Origin of the sequence: Clostridium senegalense JC122 (assembly GCF_000285575.1) — a bacterium.
GTDB classification, from domain to species: domain Bacteria; phylum Bacillota; class Clostridia; order Clostridiales; family Clostridiaceae; genus Clostridium_J; species Clostridium_J senegalense.
The window spans coordinates 699,391-724,632 of record NZ_HE611050.1; the positions used below are offsets into that span (position 1 = coordinate 699,391).

Annotated in this window: 20 protein-coding genes, 1 pseudogene and 1 other annotated feature; all 21 genes and pseudogenes read right to left on the reverse strand. The window is 27.0% G+C overall.

Going from position 1 to position 25,242, the window contains the following annotated elements:
- Positions 1 to 41: 41 nt before the first annotated feature.
- Entirely contained in the window at positions 42 to 302 is a 261-nt protein-coding gene (locus CSGHG_RS03915; protein WP_010292873.1) for a YlmC/YmxH family sporulation protein, read from the reverse strand.
- Positions 303 to 563: 261 nt separating this feature from the next.
- Positions 564 to 1,337, reverse strand: coding sequence for an RNA polymerase sporulation sigma factor SigG (gene sigG, locus CSGHG_RS03920; protein ID WP_010292874.1), 774 nt, complete (start codon positions 1,335 to 1,337; stop codon positions 564 to 566).
- Positions 1,338 to 1,413: 76 nt separating this feature from the next.
- Positions 1,414 to 2,127 carry an RNA polymerase sporulation sigma factor SigE gene (gene sigE / locus CSGHG_RS03925; protein WP_042316041.1) on the reverse strand — a complete coding sequence of 238 codons (714 nt, stop codon included), beginning with the start codon at positions 2,125 to 2,127 and terminating at the stop codon, positions 1,414 to 1,416.
- A gap of 28 nt (positions 2,128 to 2,155) precedes the next feature.
- Positions 2,156 to 2,901: pseudogene (locus tag CSGHG_RS25020) on the reverse strand (sigma-E processing peptidase SpoIIGA).
- A 328-nt stretch (positions 2,902 to 3,229) separates the two neighbouring features.
- Positions 3,230 to 4,369, reverse strand: a complete 1,140-nt coding sequence (gene ftsZ, locus CSGHG_RS03935) for a cell division protein FtsZ (protein ID WP_010292881.1) — start codon at positions 4,367 to 4,369, stop codon at positions 3,230 to 3,232.
- A 15-nt stretch (positions 4,370 to 4,384) separates the two neighbouring features.
- Positions 4,385 to 5,638, reverse strand: coding sequence for a cell division protein FtsA (gene ftsA / locus CSGHG_RS03940; RefSeq protein ID WP_010292884.1), 1,254 nt, complete (start codon positions 5,636 to 5,638; stop codon positions 4,385 to 4,387).
- Between the two features lie 364 nt (positions 5,639 to 6,002).
- Positions 6,003 to 6,770, reverse strand: coding sequence for a shikimate dehydrogenase (gene aroE, locus CSGHG_RS03945; RefSeq protein ID WP_010292885.1), 768 nt, complete (start codon positions 6,768 to 6,770; stop codon positions 6,003 to 6,005).
- 140 nt (positions 6,771 to 6,910) lie between these two features.
- Positions 6,911 to 7,621 carry an RNA polymerase sporulation sigma factor SigK gene (sigK, locus tag CSGHG_RS03950; protein WP_010292887.1) on the reverse strand — a complete coding sequence of 237 codons (711 nt, stop codon included), beginning with the start codon at positions 7,619 to 7,621 and terminating at the stop codon, positions 6,911 to 6,913.
- Positions 7,622 to 7,836: 215 nt separating this feature from the next.
- On the reverse strand, positions 7,837 to 9,537 hold the full coding sequence (locus CSGHG_RS03955; protein WP_010292889.1) for a penicillin-binding transpeptidase domain-containing protein: 1,701 nt from the start codon (positions 9,535 to 9,537) through the stop codon (positions 7,837 to 7,839).
- A gap of 53 nt (positions 9,538 to 9,590) precedes the next feature.
- Positions 9,591 to 10,223 carry a uridine kinase gene (udk, locus tag CSGHG_RS03960; protein ID WP_010292891.1) on the reverse strand — a complete coding sequence of 211 codons (633 nt, stop codon included), beginning with the start codon at positions 10,221 to 10,223 and terminating at the stop codon, positions 9,591 to 9,593.
- Positions 10,223 to 11,452, reverse strand: coding sequence for a peptidase U32 family protein (locus CSGHG_RS03965; RefSeq protein WP_010292893.1), 1,230 nt, complete (start codon positions 11,450 to 11,452; stop codon positions 10,223 to 10,225). The genes udk and CSGHG_RS03965 overlap by 1 nt, the downstream gene beginning before the upstream one ends.
- Positions 11,418 to 12,101, reverse strand: coding sequence for an O-methyltransferase (locus CSGHG_RS03970; RefSeq protein WP_010292894.1), 684 nt, complete (start codon positions 12,099 to 12,101; stop codon positions 11,418 to 11,420). Before CSGHG_RS03970 ends, CSGHG_RS03965 begins: the two co-directional genes overlap by 35 nt.
- Before the next feature lie 50 nt (positions 12,102 to 12,151).
- On the reverse strand, positions 12,152 to 13,153 hold the full coding sequence (mltG, locus tag CSGHG_RS03975) for an endolytic transglycosylase MltG (protein WP_010292896.1): 1,002 nt from the start codon (positions 13,151 to 13,153) through the stop codon (positions 12,152 to 12,154).
- 27 nt (positions 13,154 to 13,180) lie between these two features.
- Positions 13,181 to 15,001, reverse strand: a complete 1,821-nt coding sequence (gene typA, locus CSGHG_RS03980; RefSeq protein WP_010292897.1) for a translational GTPase TypA — start codon at positions 14,999 to 15,001, stop codon at positions 13,181 to 13,183.
- A 1,073-nt stretch (positions 15,002 to 16,074) separates the two neighbouring features.
- Positions 16,075 to 17,775, reverse strand: a complete 1,701-nt coding sequence (locus CSGHG_RS03985) for a ribonuclease J (protein ID WP_026022215.1) — start codon at positions 17,773 to 17,775, stop codon at positions 16,075 to 16,077.
- 448 nt (positions 17,776 to 18,223) lie between these two features.
- Positions 18,224 to 18,667: a Fur family transcriptional regulator gene (locus CSGHG_RS03990; RefSeq protein ID WP_010292901.1), complete on the reverse strand. Its 444-nt coding sequence runs from the start codon at positions 18,665 to 18,667 to the stop codon at positions 18,224 to 18,226.
- Between the two features lie 224 nt (positions 18,668 to 18,891).
- A complete protein-coding gene (locus CSGHG_RS03995; RefSeq protein ID WP_010292902.1) occupies positions 18,892 to 19,143 on the reverse strand; it encodes a DUF1292 domain-containing protein in 252 nt (83 codons plus the stop codon).
- A 17-nt stretch (positions 19,144 to 19,160) separates the two neighbouring features.
- Positions 19,161 to 19,568 (reverse strand): Holliday junction resolvase RuvX, encoded by a 408-nt coding sequence (gene ruvX / locus CSGHG_RS04000; protein WP_010292903.1) that lies wholly within the window; start codon positions 19,566 to 19,568, stop codon positions 19,161 to 19,163.
- Between the two features lie 1,215 nt (positions 19,569 to 20,783).
- Positions 20,784 to 21,035, reverse strand: coding sequence for an IreB family regulatory phosphoprotein (locus CSGHG_RS04005; protein ID WP_010292904.1), 252 nt, complete (start codon positions 21,033 to 21,035; stop codon positions 20,784 to 20,786).
- 108 nt (positions 21,036 to 21,143) lie between these two features.
- A complete protein-coding gene (alaS, locus tag CSGHG_RS04010) occupies positions 21,144 to 23,786 on the reverse strand; it encodes an alanine--tRNA ligase (protein WP_010292905.1) in 2,643 nt (880 codons plus the stop codon).
- Between the two features lie 57 nt (positions 23,787 to 23,843).
- Positions 23,844 to 24,025: a binding site (T-box leader), on the reverse strand.
- Between the two features lie 187 nt (positions 24,026 to 24,212).
- Positions 24,213 to 25,199: an AI-2E family transporter gene (locus tag CSGHG_RS04015; protein WP_010292907.1), complete on the reverse strand. Its 987-nt coding sequence runs from the start codon at positions 25,197 to 25,199 to the stop codon at positions 24,213 to 24,215.
- Between the last annotated feature and the right edge of the window lie 43 nt (positions 25,200 to 25,242).

The window sequence follows — 25,242 nt, forward strand, 5'->3', positions numbered from 1 at the left end:
CATATTAAAATAAATTTCTATAAAATTTTTATAAATTTATTTTATTCATCAAAACTTATTATCCCATCACCATCAATTAATATTACATCCAATCCTATTTTCCTTATCTTTTCCCAAGGTATTTCTATATCAGTATTTTTCATAAACCATCCAGTTTTTTGAGTAGGAAGTACTATTGATGTTACTCTATACTCATCACAATTTATTCTCAAATCCTTTATAAAGCCTAGTTTAGCTCCAGTGTTTATATCTATTACCTCCATCATTTTCAAGCTATTTATAGCATACATTGAATTTTCCATTTATCTCCCACTCCTTTATTTAGTGCTTTATTTAAATTAATAACTTCTATAGAGAAACAGGCTCAGATTTAAATTTATTCACTAATTTTATTTATTATTAAACTCTAAGTAATTTGGAGCATGTTTCACTATTTTAGATATCCAAGTTTTGTAATGTACAAATTTTATAATTTAAAATCTATACTAGCTAGCTTGTACTATTTATATGTTAATAAGAAAATTTATATTACATTTTATAAAAAAATAGAGCCTTTTTAGGCTCTAAACGTATTTTCTCATATGTTTTAATGCTGTTTTTTCTAATCTTGATACTTGAGCTTGAGATATTCCAATTTCATCTGCTACTTCCATTTGAGTTCTACCATCAAAAAATCTTAAATTTAATATTAATTTTTCTCTATCAGTCAACTTCTTCATTGCTTCTTTTATAGATATATTTTCAAGCCAACTATCATCTAAATTTTTACTATCACTTACTTGATCCATAACATAAATGGCATCTCCTCCATCATGATAAATCGGTTCAAATAATGAAACTGGATCTTGGATAGCATCTAAAGCAAAGACCACCTCTTCTTTAGGTATCTCTAATTCTTTAGCTATTTGAGATACTGTAGGTTCCTTATTATCTTTATTTACTAGTCTATCTCTAACTTGGAGTGCCTTGTATGCAATATCTCTAAGAGATCTACTAACTCTAATTGAGTTATTATCCCTTAAATACCTCCTAATTTCTCCAATAATCATAGGCACAGCATAAGTAGAAAATTTTACATTTTGACTTAAGTCAAAGTTATCAATTGCTTTTATAAGACCTATGCACCCAACTTGGAATAAATCATCTACATTTTCACCTCTGTTATTAAATCTTTGTATAACACTAAGAACTAATCTTAAATTGCCTTTGATAAATTTTTCTCTACAACTATCATCTCCATTTTGCATTTTAAAAAGTAGTTCTCTCATCTCCTTTTCTTTTAATACTGGCAATTTCGATGTATTTACTCCACATATTTCTACTTTGTTTATTATCATAAGGTCATCATTCCCTTCAGAGTAATTGCATTTTAATTATTTCCTGATGTAATAATTTTTATACTCGGGACAAACCTTATAACATTTTATTAATTTCTTTTTTTAATCTTTTTATTATTCTTTTTTCAAGTCTAGATATATAAGACTGTGATATTCCTAGCATATCAGCAACTTCCTTTTGTGTTTTTTCATTACATCCATTTAATCCAAATCTTAATTCTACAATTTCTTTTTCTCTATCATTTAATCTATCCATTGCCAATAACAATAATTGTTTATCCACTTCATCTTCTATAAGGTTATATACAATATCATTTTCAGTACCTAAAATATCTGATAACAATAATTCATTCCCATCCCAATCTATATTTAGTGGTTCATAAAAAGATATTTCTGTCTTTATTTTACTATTTCTTCTTAAATACATTAAAATTTCATTCTCTATGCATCTAGATGCATATGTAGCAAGCTTTATTTTTTTTTCTGGGTCAAAAGTATTTACAGCTTTAATAAGCCCTATAGTTCCAACTGAAATTAGATCTTCAACATTAACTCCTGTATTTTCAAATTTCCTTGCTATATAAACAACCAGTCTCAAGTTTCTTTCTATTAAAGTCGCTCTTATATTTTCATCTCCACCTACTAATTGTTTTACCAATTCCTCTTCTTCTTCCTTGGTAAGCGGTGGTGGTAATGCATCACTTCCCCCTATATAATAAATATTATTTTTAAAAAATTTAAACTTACCTAAAAAACTACTTACCTTTTCAACAATCCTTTTTAAAAACATCTTTAAGTTCAAAAATACCCCTCCTCTATTAAACTAAAATTCCCCTTGGCAATAATGCACCATAATCTTTGCTGTAGCTTAATTGATTATCACAGTATGCTAAAATTACTTCTTTAGTTATTTTTTGTCCATTTTCATTAATGGTTACACTGTCTGGCTTAAACCCTTGCAATTTCCCTAAATTACCATTTACCACCGAATAGGTTATTGAATATTTTATATAATCTTTTATATCTACCCCCTCTAATATATTTTTTTGAACTACTATAACTGGCAAATTTGTTATAGGCTCCCTAAGTTCATTTCCTGTATCTAAAAAACCTTTAAATTTTATTTTTTTTCTTTTATCAATACATCTACATCATATATATACTGATGCATTAACTTTCTATCCTTTATATAAAAAACTAATCTATCAATAATTAAATAAATAACCATTACTGATAAAGCTAATTTTTTATAATTAAATTTAAATATATAATTATTGATACCTTTATTGCCTATCGAAAAATAAAATGTAGTCCCTGCTAAAACCATAGAATATCCTATATAAATTAAAGTTCCTTTCAAGTAAAATTTTTTATTATTGGTACAAATTAAAATCATTAGAAATGCAACTAAAACACTTGTTATTTTATTATTTAAAAATCTCAGTGCTGGGAATATTATGACAATTACATATAAACTCCCTAAAAATGCAGCTAATATCTGTCGTTTTAAAGTACATCGTTTTTTAATCGTACGAAATGTTATTTGAAGTAGAAATAAATTCACTAAAAAGTTTTCTAATATTAGTTCATCTAAATACAAAACCAAATTTACTCACTCCTTTATACTTATTATACATATATATAGTGGTAAATTTTGTAAAAACTCACAACTGTATTTTTCTATATTAATTGTCTTTTTCGTCAAATTGCATAATATTTTCACTTTTTCCTTTATCAATATATACAAAGTCTCTTAATATAATCAAAAAAATAGTAACTTCTTAAACTTATATGGGAATAAAAAATAATTAATCTTTTGTTAATATAGGCATAAAAAAAAGAAGAAACTTTAGTTTCTTCTTTTCTTATTTATATTATATTATTTTCTTATATTATCTTCCACTTCTTCTTAGCCAAGTTGGAACTGAATAATCTAATTCTGGTTCTTCTACAGTTTTTGTAGCTGCAGCCTCTTCTTCTTGTTGTTGTGGTGGTTGCATTTGACTATTTATTACCCCTCTAGATGGCATTTCAGTTCTATTTGCTTGCTGTTGAGTTGGAGATGGTTTTGATGCTTCATCTAATTCAAATCCTGTTGCTATAACAGTAATTCTTATTTCGTCATTTAAACTTTCATCAATAACTGCACCAAATATAATATTAGCATCTGGATCTGCTTCTTCTTGAACTATTTGTGCTGCTTCATTTATCTCTAGTAATGATAAATCTGCTCCACCTGTAATATTCAATAATACACCTGTTGCTCCGACAATTGATGTTTCTAATAAAGGACTAGATATAGCCTCTCTAGTAGCTTCTTGCGCCCTATTATCGCCGTTTCCATATCCAACACCCATGTGTGCAAGACCTTTGTCTAACATTATTGTACTAATATCAGCAAAATCTAAATTAATTATTCCAGGTATTGTTATTAAGTCAGATATACCTTGAACACCTTGTCTTAAAACATCATCTGCTTTTCTAAAAGAATCAACTAAAGTAGTTTTCTTATCTACCATAGTTAAAAGTCTTTCATTTGGAATTGTAACTAATGTATCTACAGATTCCTTAAGAGCCTTAATACCTTGTTCTGCATGTAACATTCTTTTTCTGCCTTCAAATGAAAATGGCTTTGTTACAACACCAACTGTTAATATTCCCATAGACTTTGCTATTTCTGCTACAACTGGAGCTGCACCAGTTCCTGTTCCTCCACCCATTCCGGCAGTTATGAACACCATGTCTGCACCTTTTAGCAATTGAATTATTTCTTCCTTACTTTCTTCTGCTGCTTTTCTTCCAATCTCTGGATTAGCACCAGCTCCTAGTCCTCTAGTAAGTTTTTCTCCTAATTGTATCTTTTCTGTAGCTCTTGATAATGCTAACGCTTGTTTATCAGTGTTAATTCCTATAAACTCAACATTTTTCAAGCCTTCCTCTATCATTCTATTTACAGCGTTGTTTCCTCCGCCTCCACATCCAATAACCTTTATATTGCATAACTCCCTGTCTTGAACATCAAAATCTAGCACAATACTACCTCCTCATTAGAAAAAATCTGATAAAAACGCTTTAAATTTGGATAAAAATTTAATGTCATCCTTATTCTTCTTTAATTGTTCATCTTTTTGAATTACTACTTTATTATCTGCTTCTTTTTCAATATCATTGTTTAATTGTAAAGACAATTCCTTTATTATTCCTGTTGCTATTGTGTAGATTGGATTTGCAACTCCTACATATGAAGGCGTAACTACTCTACATTCTTTTTCTACCACTTTTTCAATCAAATCAGTTATTCCTCTATAAAGCGAAACACCTCCACCACATAAAACAACAGTTTTAATTTGATTATAATATCCAGAATCAACCAAAACTTCTTTGATTAACTTGATTATCTCTTTAACTCTTTCATAAATTACTTCCACTAACATAACATAGTCTATTTCTATAGTTTGTCCATCTTTTAAAGAATAAATCTTTATTTTTTCCCCATTATCGATGTTTTCTTTATAAATACGTCCACTTTTTATCTTTAAGCTTTCAGCATCATCTTTAGAAATCTTTAAACAAATAGCTATATCATTCGTTATAGTATCTCCGCCTAGACCAATGCTTGCAACATATTCTAATTTATTTTTTTTATATATTACAACATCTGATGTTTCTGCTCCAATATCTATAATTGCTACTCCATCTTGTACATCAGTTTCACTTAATGTATCTTTGCATACACCTAAACAATCAACTGTAAATCCTAAAATTTTAATACCTATGTCTTCCACCGGTTTTTTATAAAGATTCACAATTTCTTTAGATGCAACTATTACCTGTGAAACCACCTCCAAATTTTTTCCTAACAACCCTAGAGGATTATTTATGTTACCAACATCATTTATCTTAAATTCTAAAAGATTTATTTTTAGAACCTCTTTATTGGTAGATTGTTTAACCTCTAGTCTTATTAACTCTTTTAGATTTTCAATATCTTCACTGGTTATCTCTCTATCTTGGGAAGATAAAGTCAATATCTCTCTTTTTTCAATTACTTCACATAAAGATACCGGTATAGATATATACACACCATGTATATTAGTATTGATAATATTTCCTAGCTGGGTTACTACATCTTTGATTGCATTGGATGTATTTTCAAAATCTGAAACTCCAGATTTTTTCACACCATTACATTTGCTTGTAGTTACACCTAGAACCTGAAGCTTTCCTGCACTATCTAAATTTCCAACTACACCGCATATTTTTGATGCACCAATGTCTATTCCAACTATGTAATTGTTCACTTAAATTACCCCCCTTTTAAGAGAAGCTTCAAAAGTACATATTCAACAAGAAATCCTCTTTTCCTTTAATCTTAATTAACTTTTTATAAAATGTTTATATATAAATATAAACATCCTATTTTCAGTATAATTGCTTTACAAGTAAAATGCAATATTTCACTTTAATACTAATTAATTAAATTTTTGTTTTTAATCCTTAATTATAGAATAAAATTTTTAATTTAAAAAACTTAGTATATTTCCAAGGAAAATCACCAAAATTAAAGAATATTTAATCTTTATCACACTTAAAATTATATCCTTAATATATAATAAGTTCAATTAAAAATTTACATTTTTTTCATGTTAAAAGAGAACACATTAATTATGTGTTCTCTTTTAAATATTTTTTCCATATTTCAATTGCTTTATATCCTTGATACAAAAGCATACTGTAACCATTTAATACGCGACAACCGTATTCTTCTCCAACTTTCATAAAAAGCGTATTTTTTGGTTCATAGTTTAGGTCATAGAATATTTTTTTAGAATTACATTTTTTTATACTTATTGGTGTTTCATTTGGATGATTTGCACCTGAAATTGGAGTACAATTTATAATTATATCGTATTCTGTTAAATCAAATTCTTCATGTATATTTATAGTTTTACTAATATAAGCTTTATGTTCTCTTATGCTTTGTTCATTTCTAAGTGCAATATCTATGGTTTTTATTTTCAAATCTTTAAGTGCATAAATAATTGCTTTGGCTGCTCCGCCACTGCCTATAATTAAAGCATTTTTACCTTTTAATTTAATATTTTCTTTTTCTAAGCTTAATATAAATCCAAAATAATCTGTATTATAACCAATTAGTTTAGAATTTACATTTACTACTGTATTCACTGCACCTATCTTATTTGCTGGATATTCAATACCATCTAAATATTTTATAATTGACTCTTTATATGGAATAGTTACATTAAAACCTATTAAATCTTTTTTAGCTTTATTAACAAATATATCAAGACTATTTTCATCTACATCAAAAATTTTATATTCTAATGGTATACTATCTTCTTTATACTTTTTATTATGAATTAACGGAGAAAGACTATATTTTATATTTTTTCCTAGCAATCCACTATACATTTCCTTGCCACCTATCTATAACATAATATAAATAAATTATATATTATTATAAATATGTTTTGCAAATGACTTCATAATTTCATTATAAATATAAAATATTTTTAATAAATATACACTCTAAATTAATTTAGTTTATCAGATTATTTTTTCTGTTTTTCCGAACTATTTAATTCCTTTAATAGTTTTTTCAATGCTCGTTTTTCTATTCTGGATACATATGACCTTGATATTCCTAATATTTGAGCAATCTCCCTTTGTGTTTTTGATTTACCATCTATAAGTCCATATCTCATTTCTATTATTAGCCGTTCTCGTTCTTGCAATGTTGTATTAATCTTTGAATAAAGTTTTTTTACTTGTATCTTATTTTCAACTATATCTGCAATAGAATCCTTATCGCTACTTAATATATCCATCAATGAAATTTCATTGCCTTCTTTATCTACACCTATTGGGTCTTGAAGATATACTTCGCCTTTTGTCTTTTTATTATTTCTAATTAACATCAATATTTCATTTTCTATACACCTTGCTGCATAAGTTGCAAGTCTTGTTCCTTTTGACATATCGAAAGAATCGATAGCTTTTATTAAGCCTACTGTACCTATAGAAATCAAATCATCTACTTCTTTTCCTGGAAATGAATACTTTTTTACTATATGAGCTACCAGCCTTAAGTTTCTTTCTACTAGAACATTTTTAGCTTCTAAATCTCCCTCCTTAAATCTTTGTAAGTAAATTTTTTCTTCCTTGTCATTTAACGGCTGCGGAAAAGAACTACTTCCAGATACATAGGCTGTCAGTAATGTAACTTCTCCAATTACATTAAGAAACCAATTGAAGAAAACCATAGTTGTTCCCCCTAATAGTGCTTATTATAATAATATGATGGTTATATTAAAAAGTAGCCTGTCCACCTTAAAAAATTTTAAAATTAATTTGAAATATTTTTCATTTTACACTCATAAATTAACTTTCTACAAATTAGTACATATTTTTACTTATAAACATAAAAAAACAGTTTAAAAATAAAATTATTAATTATTTTTTAAACTGTCTTTCTAATTTATAAAATTTCTTTACTTGTTAACTCTTCTACTATTTTTTTAAACACTAATGCAGAAGTTCTTCCACCTGCATCCTCTTTGATATCTATTTCAGGTATAAATACTACTAATGAATAATACTTGTTTTTATGCTGAAAAAAACCTGCGAACCATCCATCTGAGTATTCTTTTCCTTTAATAAAATATTCAGTTGTTCCAGTTTTACCACCCATATTTATACCTTTAACATCTGCATTTCTTCCTGTTCCATCTGTAGATTTTATTACCTTAATCATTTCTTTTTCTAGTAAATTAGCTGTTTTCTCATTTATTACTTGTTTTTTTTCTACTTCATCATTTTGAATTACATTATTTTCATTATCCACATATCCCTTTATTATATTAGGTTTTATATAAATCCCATCATTAACTACTACACTTGGAATAGATGTTAATGCTATTGGTGTTGTTCTTAAAGTTTGGCCTATAGATGTATTAGTTATAAAACCTATATTTTCTTTATCATCAATATTGTCAAATGTTCCACATTTTTCGTCTGATAATCCTAAAACTTTACTTGTTAACCCTTGTTTTTCAGCATAACTAATCATAGTATCACTGCCTAAATCCCAACCTAATTGAGCAAAAATATCATTAGATGAATATAAATATGCTTCACTTAAATTATATCTGCTTTTATGTTCATTACTTTTAGGAAATATATGTTTGATATCAAGATTTTCTTTTAATGAGTGGCTCTCTCTATCTAATACTCCCTCTAACACAATAGTTTTGAATACAGATCCAACTAAAAATCCATTACTACTTGGAACACCTATGTTTACATTAGAAATGTTATCATTTTTTTGGCACATAGAGAGAATTTCTCCAGTACTACTTTCCACTAAACACACACCTACTTGAGGATATTTTTTTAATAAATTATCCTTTAAGATATTTTCTATTAAGGTTTCAGCATTCTTATTAATAGTCAGTTTAACATTTATATTTTCATTAGGCTCAATAAATTTCTCACTTATTATTTTACCATCTACATTTTTTTCATAAATTACTTTTGGAAATTTATTATTTTTAATCATATTATATACTTTTATTTCAAGAGAATCTTTATCCTTAAATTCTTCATCATCATAATTCTTAGGAGATGCTATAATATTTTCTAGCTTCCAATTTTTATCTATTAATGCATCTTTACTTATATATCCATAAACTCCATTTACATCAGTATAATTTTTAATTTTTTCATAAGTTTCTTTATCTACTTCATAAGTATATTTTTTATTTTTATCCATATAAGGTATTTGATATAAATCATATTCTTTATCATAATTTCTCAATATATACATTACAGTTTTAATACTATTATCATCAGTATTATTATTCATATTTATAAATGTCATAGGATCTACAACTATATAATATTTATTTTCATAATTAAACAAGTCCTCATTATTTCTACCTAATAGCTTGTAATTTATATTACTTATCTTTTCTTCATAATAATATTGTTTATCTGCCATGACAGCATAGGTATTATCTTTATAATTTTGAATATAATATAACCTACATATTAACCCTAAATATATGGCAGTAAATACTATTGTTACTATATAAGTTCTATTTTTAATAGTTTTTTTTAAATCGTATTTTTTATAACTATAAATTTTTTTACTTTTCTTTTTCTTCTCATAAAAAAACACCTCACCATAATCAAATTATTGACTATAGTAAAGTGTTCTATTCCTAATTAATGTTAATTATTTTTTTGTTGTAATATTTGATCTATATTAGCATTTATTATGTCTATGGCAACTTTATTATGGCCACCTTCTGGAATTACTATATCTGCATACTTTTTAGTGTTCTCAGTAAATTCTTCATGCATTTTCTTTACAACCGTTAAATATTGAGTTATAACAGAATCTATTGTTCTTCCTCTTTCTTTAACATCTCTTACCATTCTTCTTATGAATCTAACATCTGCATCAGTGTCTACATATATTTTTATATCTAACATGTCTCTTAGATTTTTTTCTTGAAGAACTAATATTCCTTCAACAATAATTATATCTCTTGATTCAACTCTTACCGTTTCATCACTTTTTCTATTATGAATTTCAAAATCATATATTGGTTTTTCTACGCTCTCTCCATTTATAAGACTTTGTAATTGCTGGATTAATAGTTCTGTATCAAATGCATTTGGATGATCATAGTTAGTTTTAACTCTTTCTTCTGGAGTTAAATGACTTTGATCTTTATAATAAGAATCTTGCTCTATCATTGCTATGCAATTTTCTCCAAACTTTTTGTATATTTCCTTTGCAATAGTACTCTTTCCAGAACCCGTTCCGCCGGTAATTCCTATTAAAACTGGTCGGCTCATTACTTTTTTTCCTCCTTGGCCTTTATAAGTATGTCATTTTTTTCTAATTCAGTATCAACTTTCACATTAAATATCATTTGTGCACTAGGTGCTGACTCTATTTTTTTACCATTTTCATCTTTCATTTCTGTTAATTTAACTTCTATATTATCACCAACAGGTCTTAAGACTTCTACAGTATCATTATCAAAAATTTTGTTTCTTTGTTCTATAGTTGCTATACCTTCTTCTTTATTAAAATCTTTTACTATTCCAATTATGTCATAATTTCTAATATATGAAGAAGATTCATATATTTGACTATCCTTATCTCCTAAATAGAATCCTGTATAATATTTTCGGTGACTTGGTCTATCTAATTGCTGTAACCACTTAGGATTAAACTTATACCCTTCTGGATCTTTCATATATGTATCTAAAGCTTCTTTGTAAGCTTTAACTACAGTTGCAACATAATAAGCACTCTTCATCCTGCCTTCAATTTTCAATGAAACTGAACCAGTTTTAACAAGCTCAGGAATATACTCTATCATACATAAATCTTTTGAATTCATTATGTACGTTCCTCTATCATCTTCCATTATTGGAAAATATTCTTCATTTCGTTTTTCTTCAACAAGCTTATATTTGTATCTACAAGGCTGAGCACAGGCACCTCTGTTAGAATCTCTTCCTGTCATATAATTTGATAATAAACATCTACCTGAATAAGACATACACATAGAACCATGTACAAATATTTCTAAATCTAAACTTTCTGGTATTTTATTTTTAATATCTGTAACTTCTTCTAGAGTTAATTCTCTTGCTAAAACTATTCTTTTAACTCCTTGCTTATGCCAGAATATAGCAGACTTATAATTTACATTATTAGCTTGAGTACTTAAATGTATTTCTAACTCTGGTACAACTTCTCTTGCAGTCATGATAATTCCTGGATCTGAAACAATTATAGCATCAGTTCCTAACTCATAAAGTTCTTTAAGATATTCTTCTAAGCCTTCTAAGTCTTCATTATGAGGAAAAACATTTAATGTCACATAAACTTTTTTCTCTCTGTCATGAGCATATTTTATACCCTCTTTTAACTCTTCATTGGAAAAATTATCTGCAAATGCCCTTAAGTTTAGTTTACTCCCACCTAAATATACTGCATCTGCGCCAAAGTTTATAGCAGTTTTTAGTTTCTCTAAATTACCTGCTGGAGCTAATATCTCTGGTCTTATCATTTTCATTCCTCCTTACAGTAAGTGCAATACCATCGCCCATTGGTATTACTGTTGTTACTAAGCTTTCATCACTTGAAACCATATCCAAGTAACTTCTCATCCTCTTAACTATAGTTATTTTTCTTCTTTTAACAAGATCATCACAGGCTACCATTCCTCTAAAAAGAACATTATCTGCAACAATTATACCATCTTTTTCTAATAATCTTAAGCAATGAGGTAAAAAATGATTGTAATGGCCCTTCCCTGCATCCATAAATATCATATCATATTTATCATTTAGCTTTTCTAAAACTTCTAAACAATCTCCTGGAAGCACTGTTATCTTATCTTGCAAACCATACTTTTCTATATTTTCACTTGCTATTTTTAACATATTTTCATCTCTTTCAATAGTTGTAATTTCACAACTACCTCCTGATGCTAAATTCATTAAAATAGAGGAATAACCTATGGCAGTTCCAAGTTCTAAAATCTTTTTAGGCCTTTTAAAGTTAACCATAAATTGTAAAAACTTAGCCCCTTCCTTTTGAATTATTGGCACTTTATTTTCCATCGCAAAGTCATGCATTTCTTTTAAAATACCTATATCATCAGGGATAAGATTTCTTAAATAATTTTCCATGTATTCATAAGTAACTCCACTCATAAATATCCTCCATCTTCTTAGATTGTTAATAATAGACTAAATAATTTTTTTTAAAAACCTTGGGTTTTTTCTTTAACTTTTAAAAATTCATTGTAATCATCTGTAAAAAAATGTGTTCCGTCATTATTTGATACAAAATACAAATAGTTAGTTGATTTAGGATTAATTGCTGCTTTTAAAGACTCTCTGCCTGGGTTGCTTATAGGTCCTATTGGCATACCATCAACTAAATATGTATTATAAGGAGATTCTATCGTTAAATCTTTTTCATACAATTTTTCTTTGTGTTCACCTAATGCATATTGTACTGTAGCACATGATTGAAATTTCATATTTTTATTTATCCTATTATAAAAAACTGATGCTACAACATCCCTTTCTTCTGGGTTGCTAGCTTCTCTTTCAACTATAGATGCCATAGTAACTATTTTGTACAGTTCCTCATCTGAAAGTTTTTTATCATTTGTAATTTCCTCTATTTCTTCATTAAACCTGTCGTTCATAACTTTTATGATTTCTTCTCCACTACTTCCTTTTTTTAAAGTATATGTATCTGGAAATAGAAATCCTTCCATAGGATATTTCACTTTATTATCGGCTTTTATATATGTTGGAACAGTATAATTCTTAAATGATTCTAAGAAAATTTCTTTTTCTATTATACCTTTTTCCTGTAAAAGTGACGCTATTTGGGTTATATCATACCCCTCTGGAATTGTAATTTGAACTTTACTCTGATCTAAAGTAGCATCCTCTAAAACTGATAAAAATTCTTTTAAGGAACTATTTTTATTTATTTTGTATTCACCTGGTTTAATATCTGGTTTATTTTCCAAACTTTTTATATAGATTTTAGGAATTATTACATTTTTCAATTTGCCTTCATCTTTTAATCGTGATATAACATTATATAAATTATCCCCCTGTTGTACCTCAATTACAAAATCTTCATTTGTTTTAAAAGGGTCTTTTATAGTATGACTATAAAAGACTCCTCCTAATACTAATATCCCCACTAGGCATAAACTAGATATAATAACACCTTTTTTCACAGACTCACCCCATTATTATTCTATTATTTATTTTTTTGCCGCTCTTTTTCTCATTGCTGGGTCTAAAATTCTTTTTCTTAATCTTATGTTGTTTGGTGTAACTTCTACTAATTCATCTGAAGCTATAAACTCTAAACATTGTTCTAATGACATATCTCTTGGTGTTATTAATTTTAATGCTTCATCAGAACCAGATGCTCTTGTATTTGAAAGATGTTTTTTCTTACAAACATTAACTTCTATATCTTCATTTCTTGAACATTCTCCAACTACCATTCCTTGATATACAGGAATTCCAGCTCCTATAAATAATACTCCTCTTTCTTGAGCATTAACTAATCCGTAAGTTACAGATTCTCCATTTTCAAATACAACTAATGATCCTCTGCTTCTCTCAGGAATTTCACCTTTAAATGGTTCGTAGCCTTCTAATATACTATTCATTATACCATTACCTTTTGTATCAGTCATAAATTCATTTCTGAATCCTATAAGACCTCTTGATGGTACTGTGAATTCAAGTCTTGTATATCCATTTATAGCACTAGTCATATTTAGCATTTCTGCTTTTCTAGGTCCTAGCTTTTCCATAACTACTCCCATAAATTCTTCTGGAACATCTATTGTTAAGTGCTCTATTGGCTCTAATTTCTTTCCATTTTCGCTTTTAAATATAACTGTTGGTTTAGAAACTTGGAACTCATATCCTTCTCTTCTCATAGTTTCTATTAATATTGATAAGTGAAGTTCTCCTCTTCCGCTTACTTTAAATGAATCAGCTGAATCAGTTTCTTCAACTTTTAAACTTACGTTTGTTTCAAGTTCCTTCATAAGTCTATCTCTTAAGTGTCTAGATGTTACAAATTCACCATCTTGACCTGCAAATGGAGAATTATTAACAATAAAGTTCATGCTTAATGTTGGCTCATCTATTTCTACGAATGGAAGTGCCTCTGGATTTTGTGCATCTGCTATTGTTTCTCCTATATTTATATCTGCAATTCCTGATACTGCAACTATATCACCTAATTTAGCTTCTTCAGTTTCTTCTCTTTTTAATCCATTATATGTATATACATTAGATACTTTAACGTTTTTCACTGTACCATCTTTTCTCATTACTGCTACAGTTTGATTTTTCTTTACAGTACCTCTTTCAACTTTACCTATACCAATTTTTCCAACATACTCGTTGTAATCTAAAGATGTTACTAACATTTGTAATGGCATATCTACGTATCCTTTTGGTGGATCTACGTGTTCAATTATAGCTTTAAATAAAGCTTCCATGTTATCTGATTCATCTTCTAATTCTGCTTTAGCAATTCCATCTCTAGCAGAAGCATATATTACAGTAAAATCTAATTGTTCATCTGAAGCTCCAAGCTCAACAAATAAGTCAAACACTTCATCTATAACTTCAGCTGCTCTTTCATTTGGTTTATCTATTTTGTTTATTACAACTATTGGTTTTAATTCAAGCTCTAAAGCTTTTTTAAGAACGAATTTAGTTTGTGGCATTGCACCTTCATAAGAGTCTACAACTAGTAGAACGCTATCTACCATTTTTAAAACCCTCTCAACTTCTCCACCGAAGTCAGCATGTCCAGGTGTATCTATAATGTTGATTTTTACATCTCCATAATGAACTGCTGTATTTTTAGAAAGAATAGTGATTCCTCTTTCTTTCTCTAAGTCATTTGAATCCATTACTCTTTCTTGAACTTTCTCATTATCTCTAAAAACTTTACTTTGTCTTAATAGCGCATCAACTAATGTTGTTTTACCATGGTCAACGTGAGCTATTATAGCTATATTTCTTATATCATCTCTAGTTATTTTATCCATTAAATTTCCTCCAAATTTCTTCTTTTTTCTACAAATCACGTACAAAATAAAATTGGATACGGCTCTTGTACCCAATTTAAATTAACTATACCTATTCTAATATTATGTTTAATAAAAGTCAATGTTGTAATGTTTATATTAAGTTCTAAATTTCTTCTTACATATAAATTTTTGACAAAAAATATTTTATTATACATTATCAATTAATTTTATTCTAATTTTACATAAAATTCAACTAAAATACACAATACAACTGTTTAAAGTCGCACTTTTACAATTAATTTTATTAACAATAAATCATTTAATAATTTTCAAAGAAATTTTAATATATATATTTATTCAATTAGCTAAATTTTAGTTAAATTTTTTTGATTTTTTTACAATATTCCCATTAATCTTTTATTATTTTTATACTTTAAAGTATTTCTTTTATTATAATTAATTATATTGTTAATTCTTTAAGAATTATATTTAAAATAAACCTTCACTTTATTTTTTAACATAATTTTCATAAAAATTTAAGTTAGATTTCAATTTTTTATTATGTTTTTATATATTTTTTATAACTATTAATATTATTAGTTTTCCTATTTATTTAATATAAAAACTATTTTTTATTTCTAATATAAATATTTAATATTTTAATTATCTCATATGTAAATTATTTTTTAATTTATAATTTCAAATTTGATTTTCTCCATATTCTTTCATTCTTTTTTCGAACTTTTAATTTTATTTTTCTTTTTGAATGTAATTATGATTTTTTTAATTCAAATTTATATTTAATAATTATTAACTACTATTTTCAATATGACTTTTTATAAAATTTTATCTTTTAGTTAAGTTTTATTTCTATATAATCAATTCATTATTTTTTGAAACTATAAAGTTTCAAATATATAAGTATTTTAATTTATTACTTTTAAATACTATAATTTTTATTTCTTCACTTAGCTTTAACACTTGTAAATATCTAAGTGACCATTAAAATTATTAATAACTTCATAATAATTATTACAAAACTAAAACTGTATAAAAATAGAAAATCTTTCTATTTTTATACAGCTTATTTTTTAAACTTCCATTATTATAGGTAATATCATAGGTCTTCTTTTAGTTTTTTCATAAAGATATCCTCTTAATACTTCTCTTATATTACCTTTTATAGTTGGCCATTCTTTAATTTTATTTTCTTCACATTCCTTTAATACCTGTTTAACCAGTTCTCTTGCTCCATCCATTAAATCTTCAGATTCTCTAACGTATACAAATCCTCTTGAGATTATATCTGGACCTGCTATAACTGTACATGTATCTTTTTCAATTGTAACAACTACTGTAAGTATTCCATCTTGTGATAGATGCTTTCTATCCCTTAAAACTATATTACCTACATCACCTACACCTAATCCATCTACAAATACCTGACCTGATGTAACAGATGACACTTTTCTTATAGAATCTCTTGAGAGTTCAATAACATCACCATTTTCTCCTAAGTATACATTTCTTTCAGGCATACCTAGTTTAACAGCAAGTTCACCATGTTGTTTTAAATGTCTGTATTCTCCATGGGCAGGTATAAAAAACTTAGGTTTAACTAATGTATGCATTAATTTCAGTTCTTCTTGACAAGCATGCCCTGATACATGAACATCAGCTAATGCCTCATATATAACATCTGCACCCTTTTTAAACAATTGATTTATAACTTTAGAAACTAGTTTTTCATTTCCAGGTATTGGTGTTGCTGATATTATGACAGTATCTCCTTCTTGTATGTTTACTTTTTTATGCTCTGATGCTGCCATTCTTGAAAGTGCTGACATAGGTTCTCCTTGGCTTCCAGTGGTAATTATAGCAACTTGGTTATCATTGTACTTAGATATAGCATCAACATTGATTAATGTTTCTTTATCAATTTTGATATATCCAAGTTCTATAGCTACTGCCATTATATTTTCCATACTTCTTCCTGAAACAGCTACTTTTCTTCCATACTTACTTGCAGCTTGAATTATTTGCTGTATTCTATGAATATTAGAAGCAAATGTAGCTACTATTATTCTTCCTTTAGCTGAAAAGAATATGTTTTCAAAGCTTTCTCCAACTGTACTTTCTGACATTGTATACCCTGGTCGTTCAACATTAGTACTATCAGCTAACATTACTGTTACACCTTTTTTACCAAGTTCTGCAAATCTTGCTAAATCTGCTACACATCCATCTATTGGTGTGTAATCTATTTTAAAGTCTCCAGTATGAAGCACTACTCCTACTGGAGTATGAATTGCTATAGCAACTGAATCAGCTATACTATGACTAGTTCTTATAAACTCTACTGATACATTATCAAGTTTAACTATATCTTTAGGTTTTATATACTTTAAATCAACTGTACTTAAAATACCATGTTCTTTAAGTTTTATTTGAACAATACCTAAAGTTAGTTTAGTTCCGTATACAGGTACATTTATTTGTTTTAATATATATGGTAATGCCCCTATATGATCCTCGTGACCATGAGTTAAAAATATGCCTTTAACCCTATCTTTATTTTTCAAAAGATAAGTGACATCCGGTATTACAACATCTATACCTAACATGTCATCATCTGGAAACTTTAAACCGCAATCAACTATAACTATATCATTTTTATACTCAATAACAGTAAGATTTTTTCCAATCTCGTTAAAGCCTCCAAGAGGTATAATTTTTATCTTATCTTTCTCTTTTCTCACTTTCTCCCCTCCTTTTTCTTTATTTTTTTTCATATACACTTTTTTATTTTCATTTTCTGTTAAATCTTTATTAGTCATATCTTTATTAGCTTTAATGTTATTTTTTGTAACTGTATCTTTTTTTACCTTTGGCAATGAGTTTTTAAACTGTTTTTTCTCTACTAAATTATCGTCAGTTTTTTTTCTATTACTTATATTTACATTGTCAGTTTTAATTTTCCCTGCCTTTTCAGTCACATTTTCTTCTTTATCACTTATTTTGTTATACGTTCTATAAGGTTTTTTATATTTTTTAAACCCTCCATTAGAGCCGACTCTATTTTTAACCTTATTATTCACTACCTTATCTTCATGAATTGCCTTATTATCTACTACTTTATTTTCATCAGTAGTTTTATTATTCGGTATATTTTTATTCTCCATATATCTTTTCCTAACTAAATTAATAATTTCTAAAATATGAAAAATCTTAATTTGTCATTTATTCTTTATTACAGTCTTCACACAATCCATAAAATTTCAAACTATGATTTTCTATTTTAAACTTATATTTTTTTTCTATTACTTCTTCTATTTCGTCAAGTAAATCCCCTTGAACTTCAATAACTTTATTGCAATCATTACATATTAAATGATGATGTTGATGATTATCGTCACCTTGACAAAGCTCATATCGACTTCTACCATCATCTAAATCAAGCTTACAAACAACTCCCATTTCTTCTAGAAGTTGAACTGTTCTATAAACTGTTGCTAGTCCTATCTCTGGACAATCAATTCTTACTAAGTCATATAACTCCTCTGCAGTTAAATGACTACCTTCACTGTTTATTATGCCATTTAATATAGCCCTTCTTTGAGGAGTTAATTTATATCCTTTTTCTTTTAAAACCTCTTTTAAATCTTCAATTTTCTCATGAGACATACTCAAAATATTACATCCTCTCTAAAATAATTTATATTTCACAGATAGGTAAATCTTTCTAATATGATAATTTCAATGAATGAAAATTTCATTTAAGAAGCTAAACTATCTTAACTCCTCTACAACTAACAAAACTAGTGCTTACCTTTATTCTACAAATTTAATATTAAAAGAAATCTTCATTATTACAAAGATATTAATTTTCAAATGATAATGCTCTTTTATTATTCTAACTCTAGTGCCTCATATGCTTCTGAAATTAAAGCTAATTCATCATCCTCTTCAACTGGTACTAGTACAAGTTCTCCGTCTTCACTTTCCTCTATTCTTAAGGCTACATCATATTCTTCATCAGATTCAACTGGTGTAACTATAACATACTCTTTATCCTCTATGTCTAATTTTACAACAATTTCAAATTCTATTTCATTTCCGTTTTCGTCCATTAACATTATTGTTTCCATTTTATTTTCCATATTCATTCTCTCCTTTTTTATATACTATCTAGATATCCTTGTAATATGTAAGTAGCTGCAATTTTATCTACTAATTTTTTTCTTTTACTTCTTGATAAATCTGCCTCTAGCATAACTCTATGTGCTGCTACTGTTGTTAAACGTTCATCCCAAAATATTATTGGTTTATCTGTATGTTTTTTTAACTCTTCGCAAAATTGCTTCACTTTTTCACCTTGTTCTCCAACAGTACCATTCATATTTTTAGGAAGACCTGAAACAATTTTTTCAACACTATATTCATCACATATTTTCATTAACTCATTCATATCATATTCTAGCCCTTTTCTTTTAATTGTAGTTATTCCTTGGGCTGTAAAACCTAAGGGATCACTTATTGCAACTCCAATAGTTCTATCCCCTACATCTAATCCTAATATTCTCATCATTTTAGTCTCCTAATCATGTTTTAGATATAAAAATCTATAAAACACATATTTTTCTTTAAAATTAAACGTAAATTTCAAATTAACGTTTTAAAACTTATACTCTTTATATGTTAATAATAAATACACTATTTTAAATAATTTTCCGCTCTAAACTTAACATATTGCCAAAACTATTTTAATTGTAAAATTAATCTTTAAAAGTATAGAAATTTCATACATCATATTTTCATTTGCAAATTAAACATATTTCTCATAAGACAATATTTTTGCATATGTTTTTACTTCCCTAATATATTTAATATATATTAATAATTATATAAAATCAAATGCTCATATTTTTAAATATGTTTATATTATGATAAAATTTAAAATTTTTATTTACTTTTAACACTTTAGTTTTACTCTTAAAATTATTTCTTTCAAAGCTTAAATACCTAAAATAATTGGGCGCTTTCTTACCTTTTAAATTCAATACTTAATTTTGTATAAAAACATTTTAAAGTTATTGAATAGATCTTAATGTGAAATTGTTATCATACATATTCTTTAATAAAATTTCACTTTAGGATTATACTTTAGGATTTTAAAGGCTTTATGAATTAAGTTTTTATTTTAATGCTTACACACTATAATTATAATTCTCTATATTTAAATTCAATTTATGTCTTTTTAAAGCAAAATTTTTCAATTAAACAAAAGAATATATTGTATTATTGATATTTATTAAAATTCTTTTATTTTCTATCTAATAATGATTTTATATATGTTTTTAACTCGAACTTTTATTCCTATACAAATATAATTATAAATTGTGGTTTTATTAAAATTTTAAAATTCACTCTTTTTATAGCTATAATAAAAGATCTTAGCCATTTTATATATAATACTTAATTTTAAGTGAAGTAAATTTAATTTTACTTTATTATATAAAATTAATTTATAAAAATAAATATGTATAATTAATTATTTAATAGTTATTAACTATTTCTCTAAAATATATGTTTTTTAAATATTTTTTATACATTATAAATAATTTTTACTATATACTAAGCTGTTTTTGGTAAATTTCATATGATTTAATATGCAGAAAACCATAAACTTTATACGAGGTTTAGATATATGTATTTTGCAAACCTAACCATATAGTATATCATTCCTATTACTATATTAGTTTCATTAAAAAATTAAAATAAAAATGCCAATAAGGCATTTTTATTTTATATCTAGATAAGCTTTTAAAACTTCCTCTAATATATCGTCTCTCTCTAGTTTACTAACCAATGCTCTTGCTCCATTATAATTTGTAATATATGTTGGATCTCCTGAAATTAAATATCCTACTAGTTGATTAACAGGATTATAACCTTTTTCTTTTAAGGCATCATATACGTCAGTCAATATCATCTTAGTCATATCTTTCTTATCTCTTACTCCATCAAACTGAACTGTATTTTGGTTATCCATTATAATCGCCCTCTTTCTTATCCATATGGATTATAGAGAGTAGAACTTAAAAAGTTATACTCTCATAATTGTTATATATATTATAAATCATCGGAAGTAAAAAGTACACTATTTAACAGAACTTTCTATTACTGCCTTAGCTTTATTAATTGCCTCATCTAATTTTTCAGGTAGTTTTCCACCAGCTTGAGCCATATCTGGTCTTCCACCGCCGCCGCCGCCAGCTACTGTAGCTGCTTCTTTTATTATTTTTCCACAATGAATTCCATTTGATGTTACATCTTTTGTTGCCATAGCTACAAATTGAACTTTATTATTTGATGCACTTCCAAGAACAACTACTCCACTTTGAAGTTTGTCTCTTAATTTGTCTGCAAGGCTTCTTAATCCATCTCCATCTATGTCTTTTACTGCAGCAACTAATGTTTTTACTCCATTACATTCTTCTACTAAACTTAATAATTCATCTTCTAATCCACTTGATAATTTATTTTTTAAACCCTGAACTTCCTTCTCTTTTTCTTTTATTTCTTGAAGTAATCCTTGAACTTTATTTAATAAATCTTTTTCTGTACACTTTAACATTGATGCAACATCTTTTAATAACTCATTTTTTTCTTCAACAAATTTTACAGATTCTTCACCAGTTGTTGCTTCTATTCTTCTAATTCCAGCTGCTACTCCATTTTCACTTAAAATTTTAAATAATCCTATTTCACCAGAATTTTTAACATGAGTTCCTCCACAAAGTTCTTTACTAAATTCGCCTACAGAAACAACTCTTACATCTTCTGAATACTTATCATCAAATAATGCAACTGCACCACTTTGTTTTGCTTCTTCTATAGTCATAACATCAGTAGATACATTATAAACTTTCATTATTTCTTCATTCAATCTATTTTCAACTTTTTTAATCTCATCTGCCGTCATTGCTGAAAAATGTGTAAAATCAAATCTTAGTCTACTATCATCAACATATGAACCACTTTGATTTACATGATCACCTAAAATTTCTTTTAACGTCTCATGCAGCATATGGGTTGCAGTATGGTTTTTACATATTTTATTTCTTCTTTCTTCATCTACTGAAAGCTTAACTTTATTTCCAACACTAATTTCACCTTCAATAACTTTTACAAAATGAAGTATTTTCCCAGAAATATTTTTCTTACAATCATAAACTATAGCTTTAAAGTTTTCACAAGTTATAGTACCTTTATCTCCAACTTGACCTCCCATTTCAGCATAGAATGGAGTTTCAGTTGTAACGATAACCCCTTTATCTCCCTTTTCAAGTGAAGATACAAACTCATTACCATTTATCAGTACTCTCACTTCTGACTCATCTATTAATTTATTATATCCAACAAAAGAAGTTTTTATATCTTTATCTATTTTATTTGTTATAATATCTTCATTTCCCATATAATTTGAGTCGCCTCTAGCATTTCTTGCTCTCTCCCTTTGACTTTGCATCTCTTTATTAAAACCATCTATATCTACTTTTAAGTTTTTCTCATCTAAGATCTCTTCTGTAAGTTCTATTGGGAACCCATAAGTATCATATAACTTAAATGCTTTTTCACCTTTTAAGATATTTTCATTATTTTTTTCTAATTCTTCTATATATGATTTTAATATATCCATACCAGAGTCTATAGTTTCACTAAATCTTTCTTCTTCTAGTTTAATTACTTTTTTAATATAATCAGCTTTTTTTTCTAACTCTTTGTATTCACCTTTAGAATTTTTTATTACTACATCACAAAGTTCACTTAGGAATATATCTTTTATCCCTAACAATCTACCGTGTCTAGCTGCTCTTCTTAAAAGTCTTCTAAGTACATATCCTCTTCCTTCATTTGAAGGTAATATTCCGTCACTAATCATAAACGTTACACTTCTAACATGATCTGTTATTATTCTTATAGAAATATCTTCTTGTGCATTTTCTTTATATTTTCTATTTGACATTTCGCAAACTCTATCTACTATAGCTTTCATAGTGTCAATTTCGAATATATTGTCAACACCTTGCATTATAGTAGCTATTCTCTCAAGCCCCATTCCTGTATCTATATTAGGATGATCTAATTTATTATAATTACCTTCTTCATCTTTATCAAATTGAGTGAATACTAAATTCCAAAACTCAATTATTCTATCATTATCTGATGCAGTTACAAATTCTTCTGCATCTTTAACCTGTCCAAGCTCTGGATTTCTATCAAAATGTATTTCAGAAGATGGACCACAAGGACCTACTCCTATTTCCCAGAAGTTATCTGCACCTAATCTAAATATACGACTTGGATCAACATCTGTTTTTGAAGTCCATATTTCAAAAGCTTCGTCATCATTTAAATGTATTGTTACATACAATCTATCTTTTGGTATTTGTAAAACCTTTGTTATATACTCCCATGCCCATGGAATAACTTCCCCTTTAAAGTAATCTCCAAAAGAAAAATTACCAAGCATCTCAAAAAATGTACCATGTCTTGAAGTTTTTCCTACATTTTCAATATCACCTGTTCTTATACATTTTTGGCATGTTGTAACTCTAGTAGATGGCGGTGTTTGAATTCCAGTGAAGTATGGCTTTAATGGAGCCATTCCTGCATTTATTAACAATAAGCTTTTATCACTTTTAGGTACTAATGGAAAACTTTCTAATCTTAAGTGTTCCTTACCTTCAAAAAAGCTTAAATAAGATTCTCTTATTTCATTTACGGTCATGTTTTTCATATCTTTTCCTCCTCAAATAATTTGTTTTTTTGTAAAAAAATAGAACTTCTTTCCCTAAGAAGGGACGAAAGTTCCGCGTTACCACCCTTATTATATTGATGACAATTATTTTCATCGTCAATATCTCTTAATTAAATATAGCTCAAAGACAGCTTCAATATATCTCCCAAGAAGTTTTCACCAACCACTTCCTCTCTTAATGTCTTAATATATTTACTAATTCTTATCATTGCCATTATATTAAATTTTTATATTTTCATTATATTAAAAAAGCTTAATTTGTCAACTATTTTATAAAAGAAAAAACTTATTTTTAATATTTACTGTTCTATTTCCTACTATATATAGCTTCTTATATTCTATACTATATATCAAATTTATAAATTTTAAATTGCAATACTTTATTTTAATTGACAAAACATAACATTAAAATAAATATGCTTCAATATCCTCATATATCACCTTAATTGTTACCCAAATAGGAATAACTATTATCATACCAATTATTCCTCCAATATTTCCACCTATCAAAAGTAATATAAGTATCGTTAATGGGTGAGCATTAACACTGTCACCTATTATTTTAGGACCTATTATATCACCTTCTACCTGTTGTATTATGGCTAATACAATAGAAACATATACTGCAGTTCTTATAGATGTCATACTAGATAATATAATTATTGGTACTGCACCTATAACAGGTCCAAAATATGGTATGATATTGAAAATTGCATTAATTACTGATAATAATACAGGAAATTTCACCTTTAAAAATGCTAATGAAAAAAATGTTAATACACCTATTATTCCGCATAATTCAAATTGTGTTATTATATATCTTTCTAGTACTTTATCAATATGAAGCAATGTTTTTCTTAGTGCTTGTCGTTCACTATTAGGTATAAACTTTAATAATCCACTTAAAATAAGGTTATCATCACATAAGAAAAAATAAATTACTGTAGGCACTATTAAAAACAGTAATATATTTTCACCTAATTGTATTATTTTTTCTATTGCACTATTTGCCAATTCATTAAAAAGCAGTTGAACCTTTTCATATACTACAGTCATAAAATTTGCTATATATTCATTATTTCCCATAGGTATTTTTAAATTTTTAAACTTACTTATATACTCTTCTATAGTTATTAATAATCCATTTAAATTTTCACTTTCGTTAAATATAGAAGGAATTAATATTGTAAAAATAATTATTATTCCTAATATGATACTTAAAATTACTACTAACGCACTTAACCTAGAATTCATTCCTTTTTTTATTAAAAACTTATAATATGGTCTTAAACTATATGAAATTATAAACGAAAGTAATACTACCATTATTAAATCTAAAAATATAGGAAACTTCTTTAATATGAAGTATATACCAAATAGTATAAAAATCATAAAGCTTACATTAATGATTTTATCTTTATTTATTTTTTCAAAT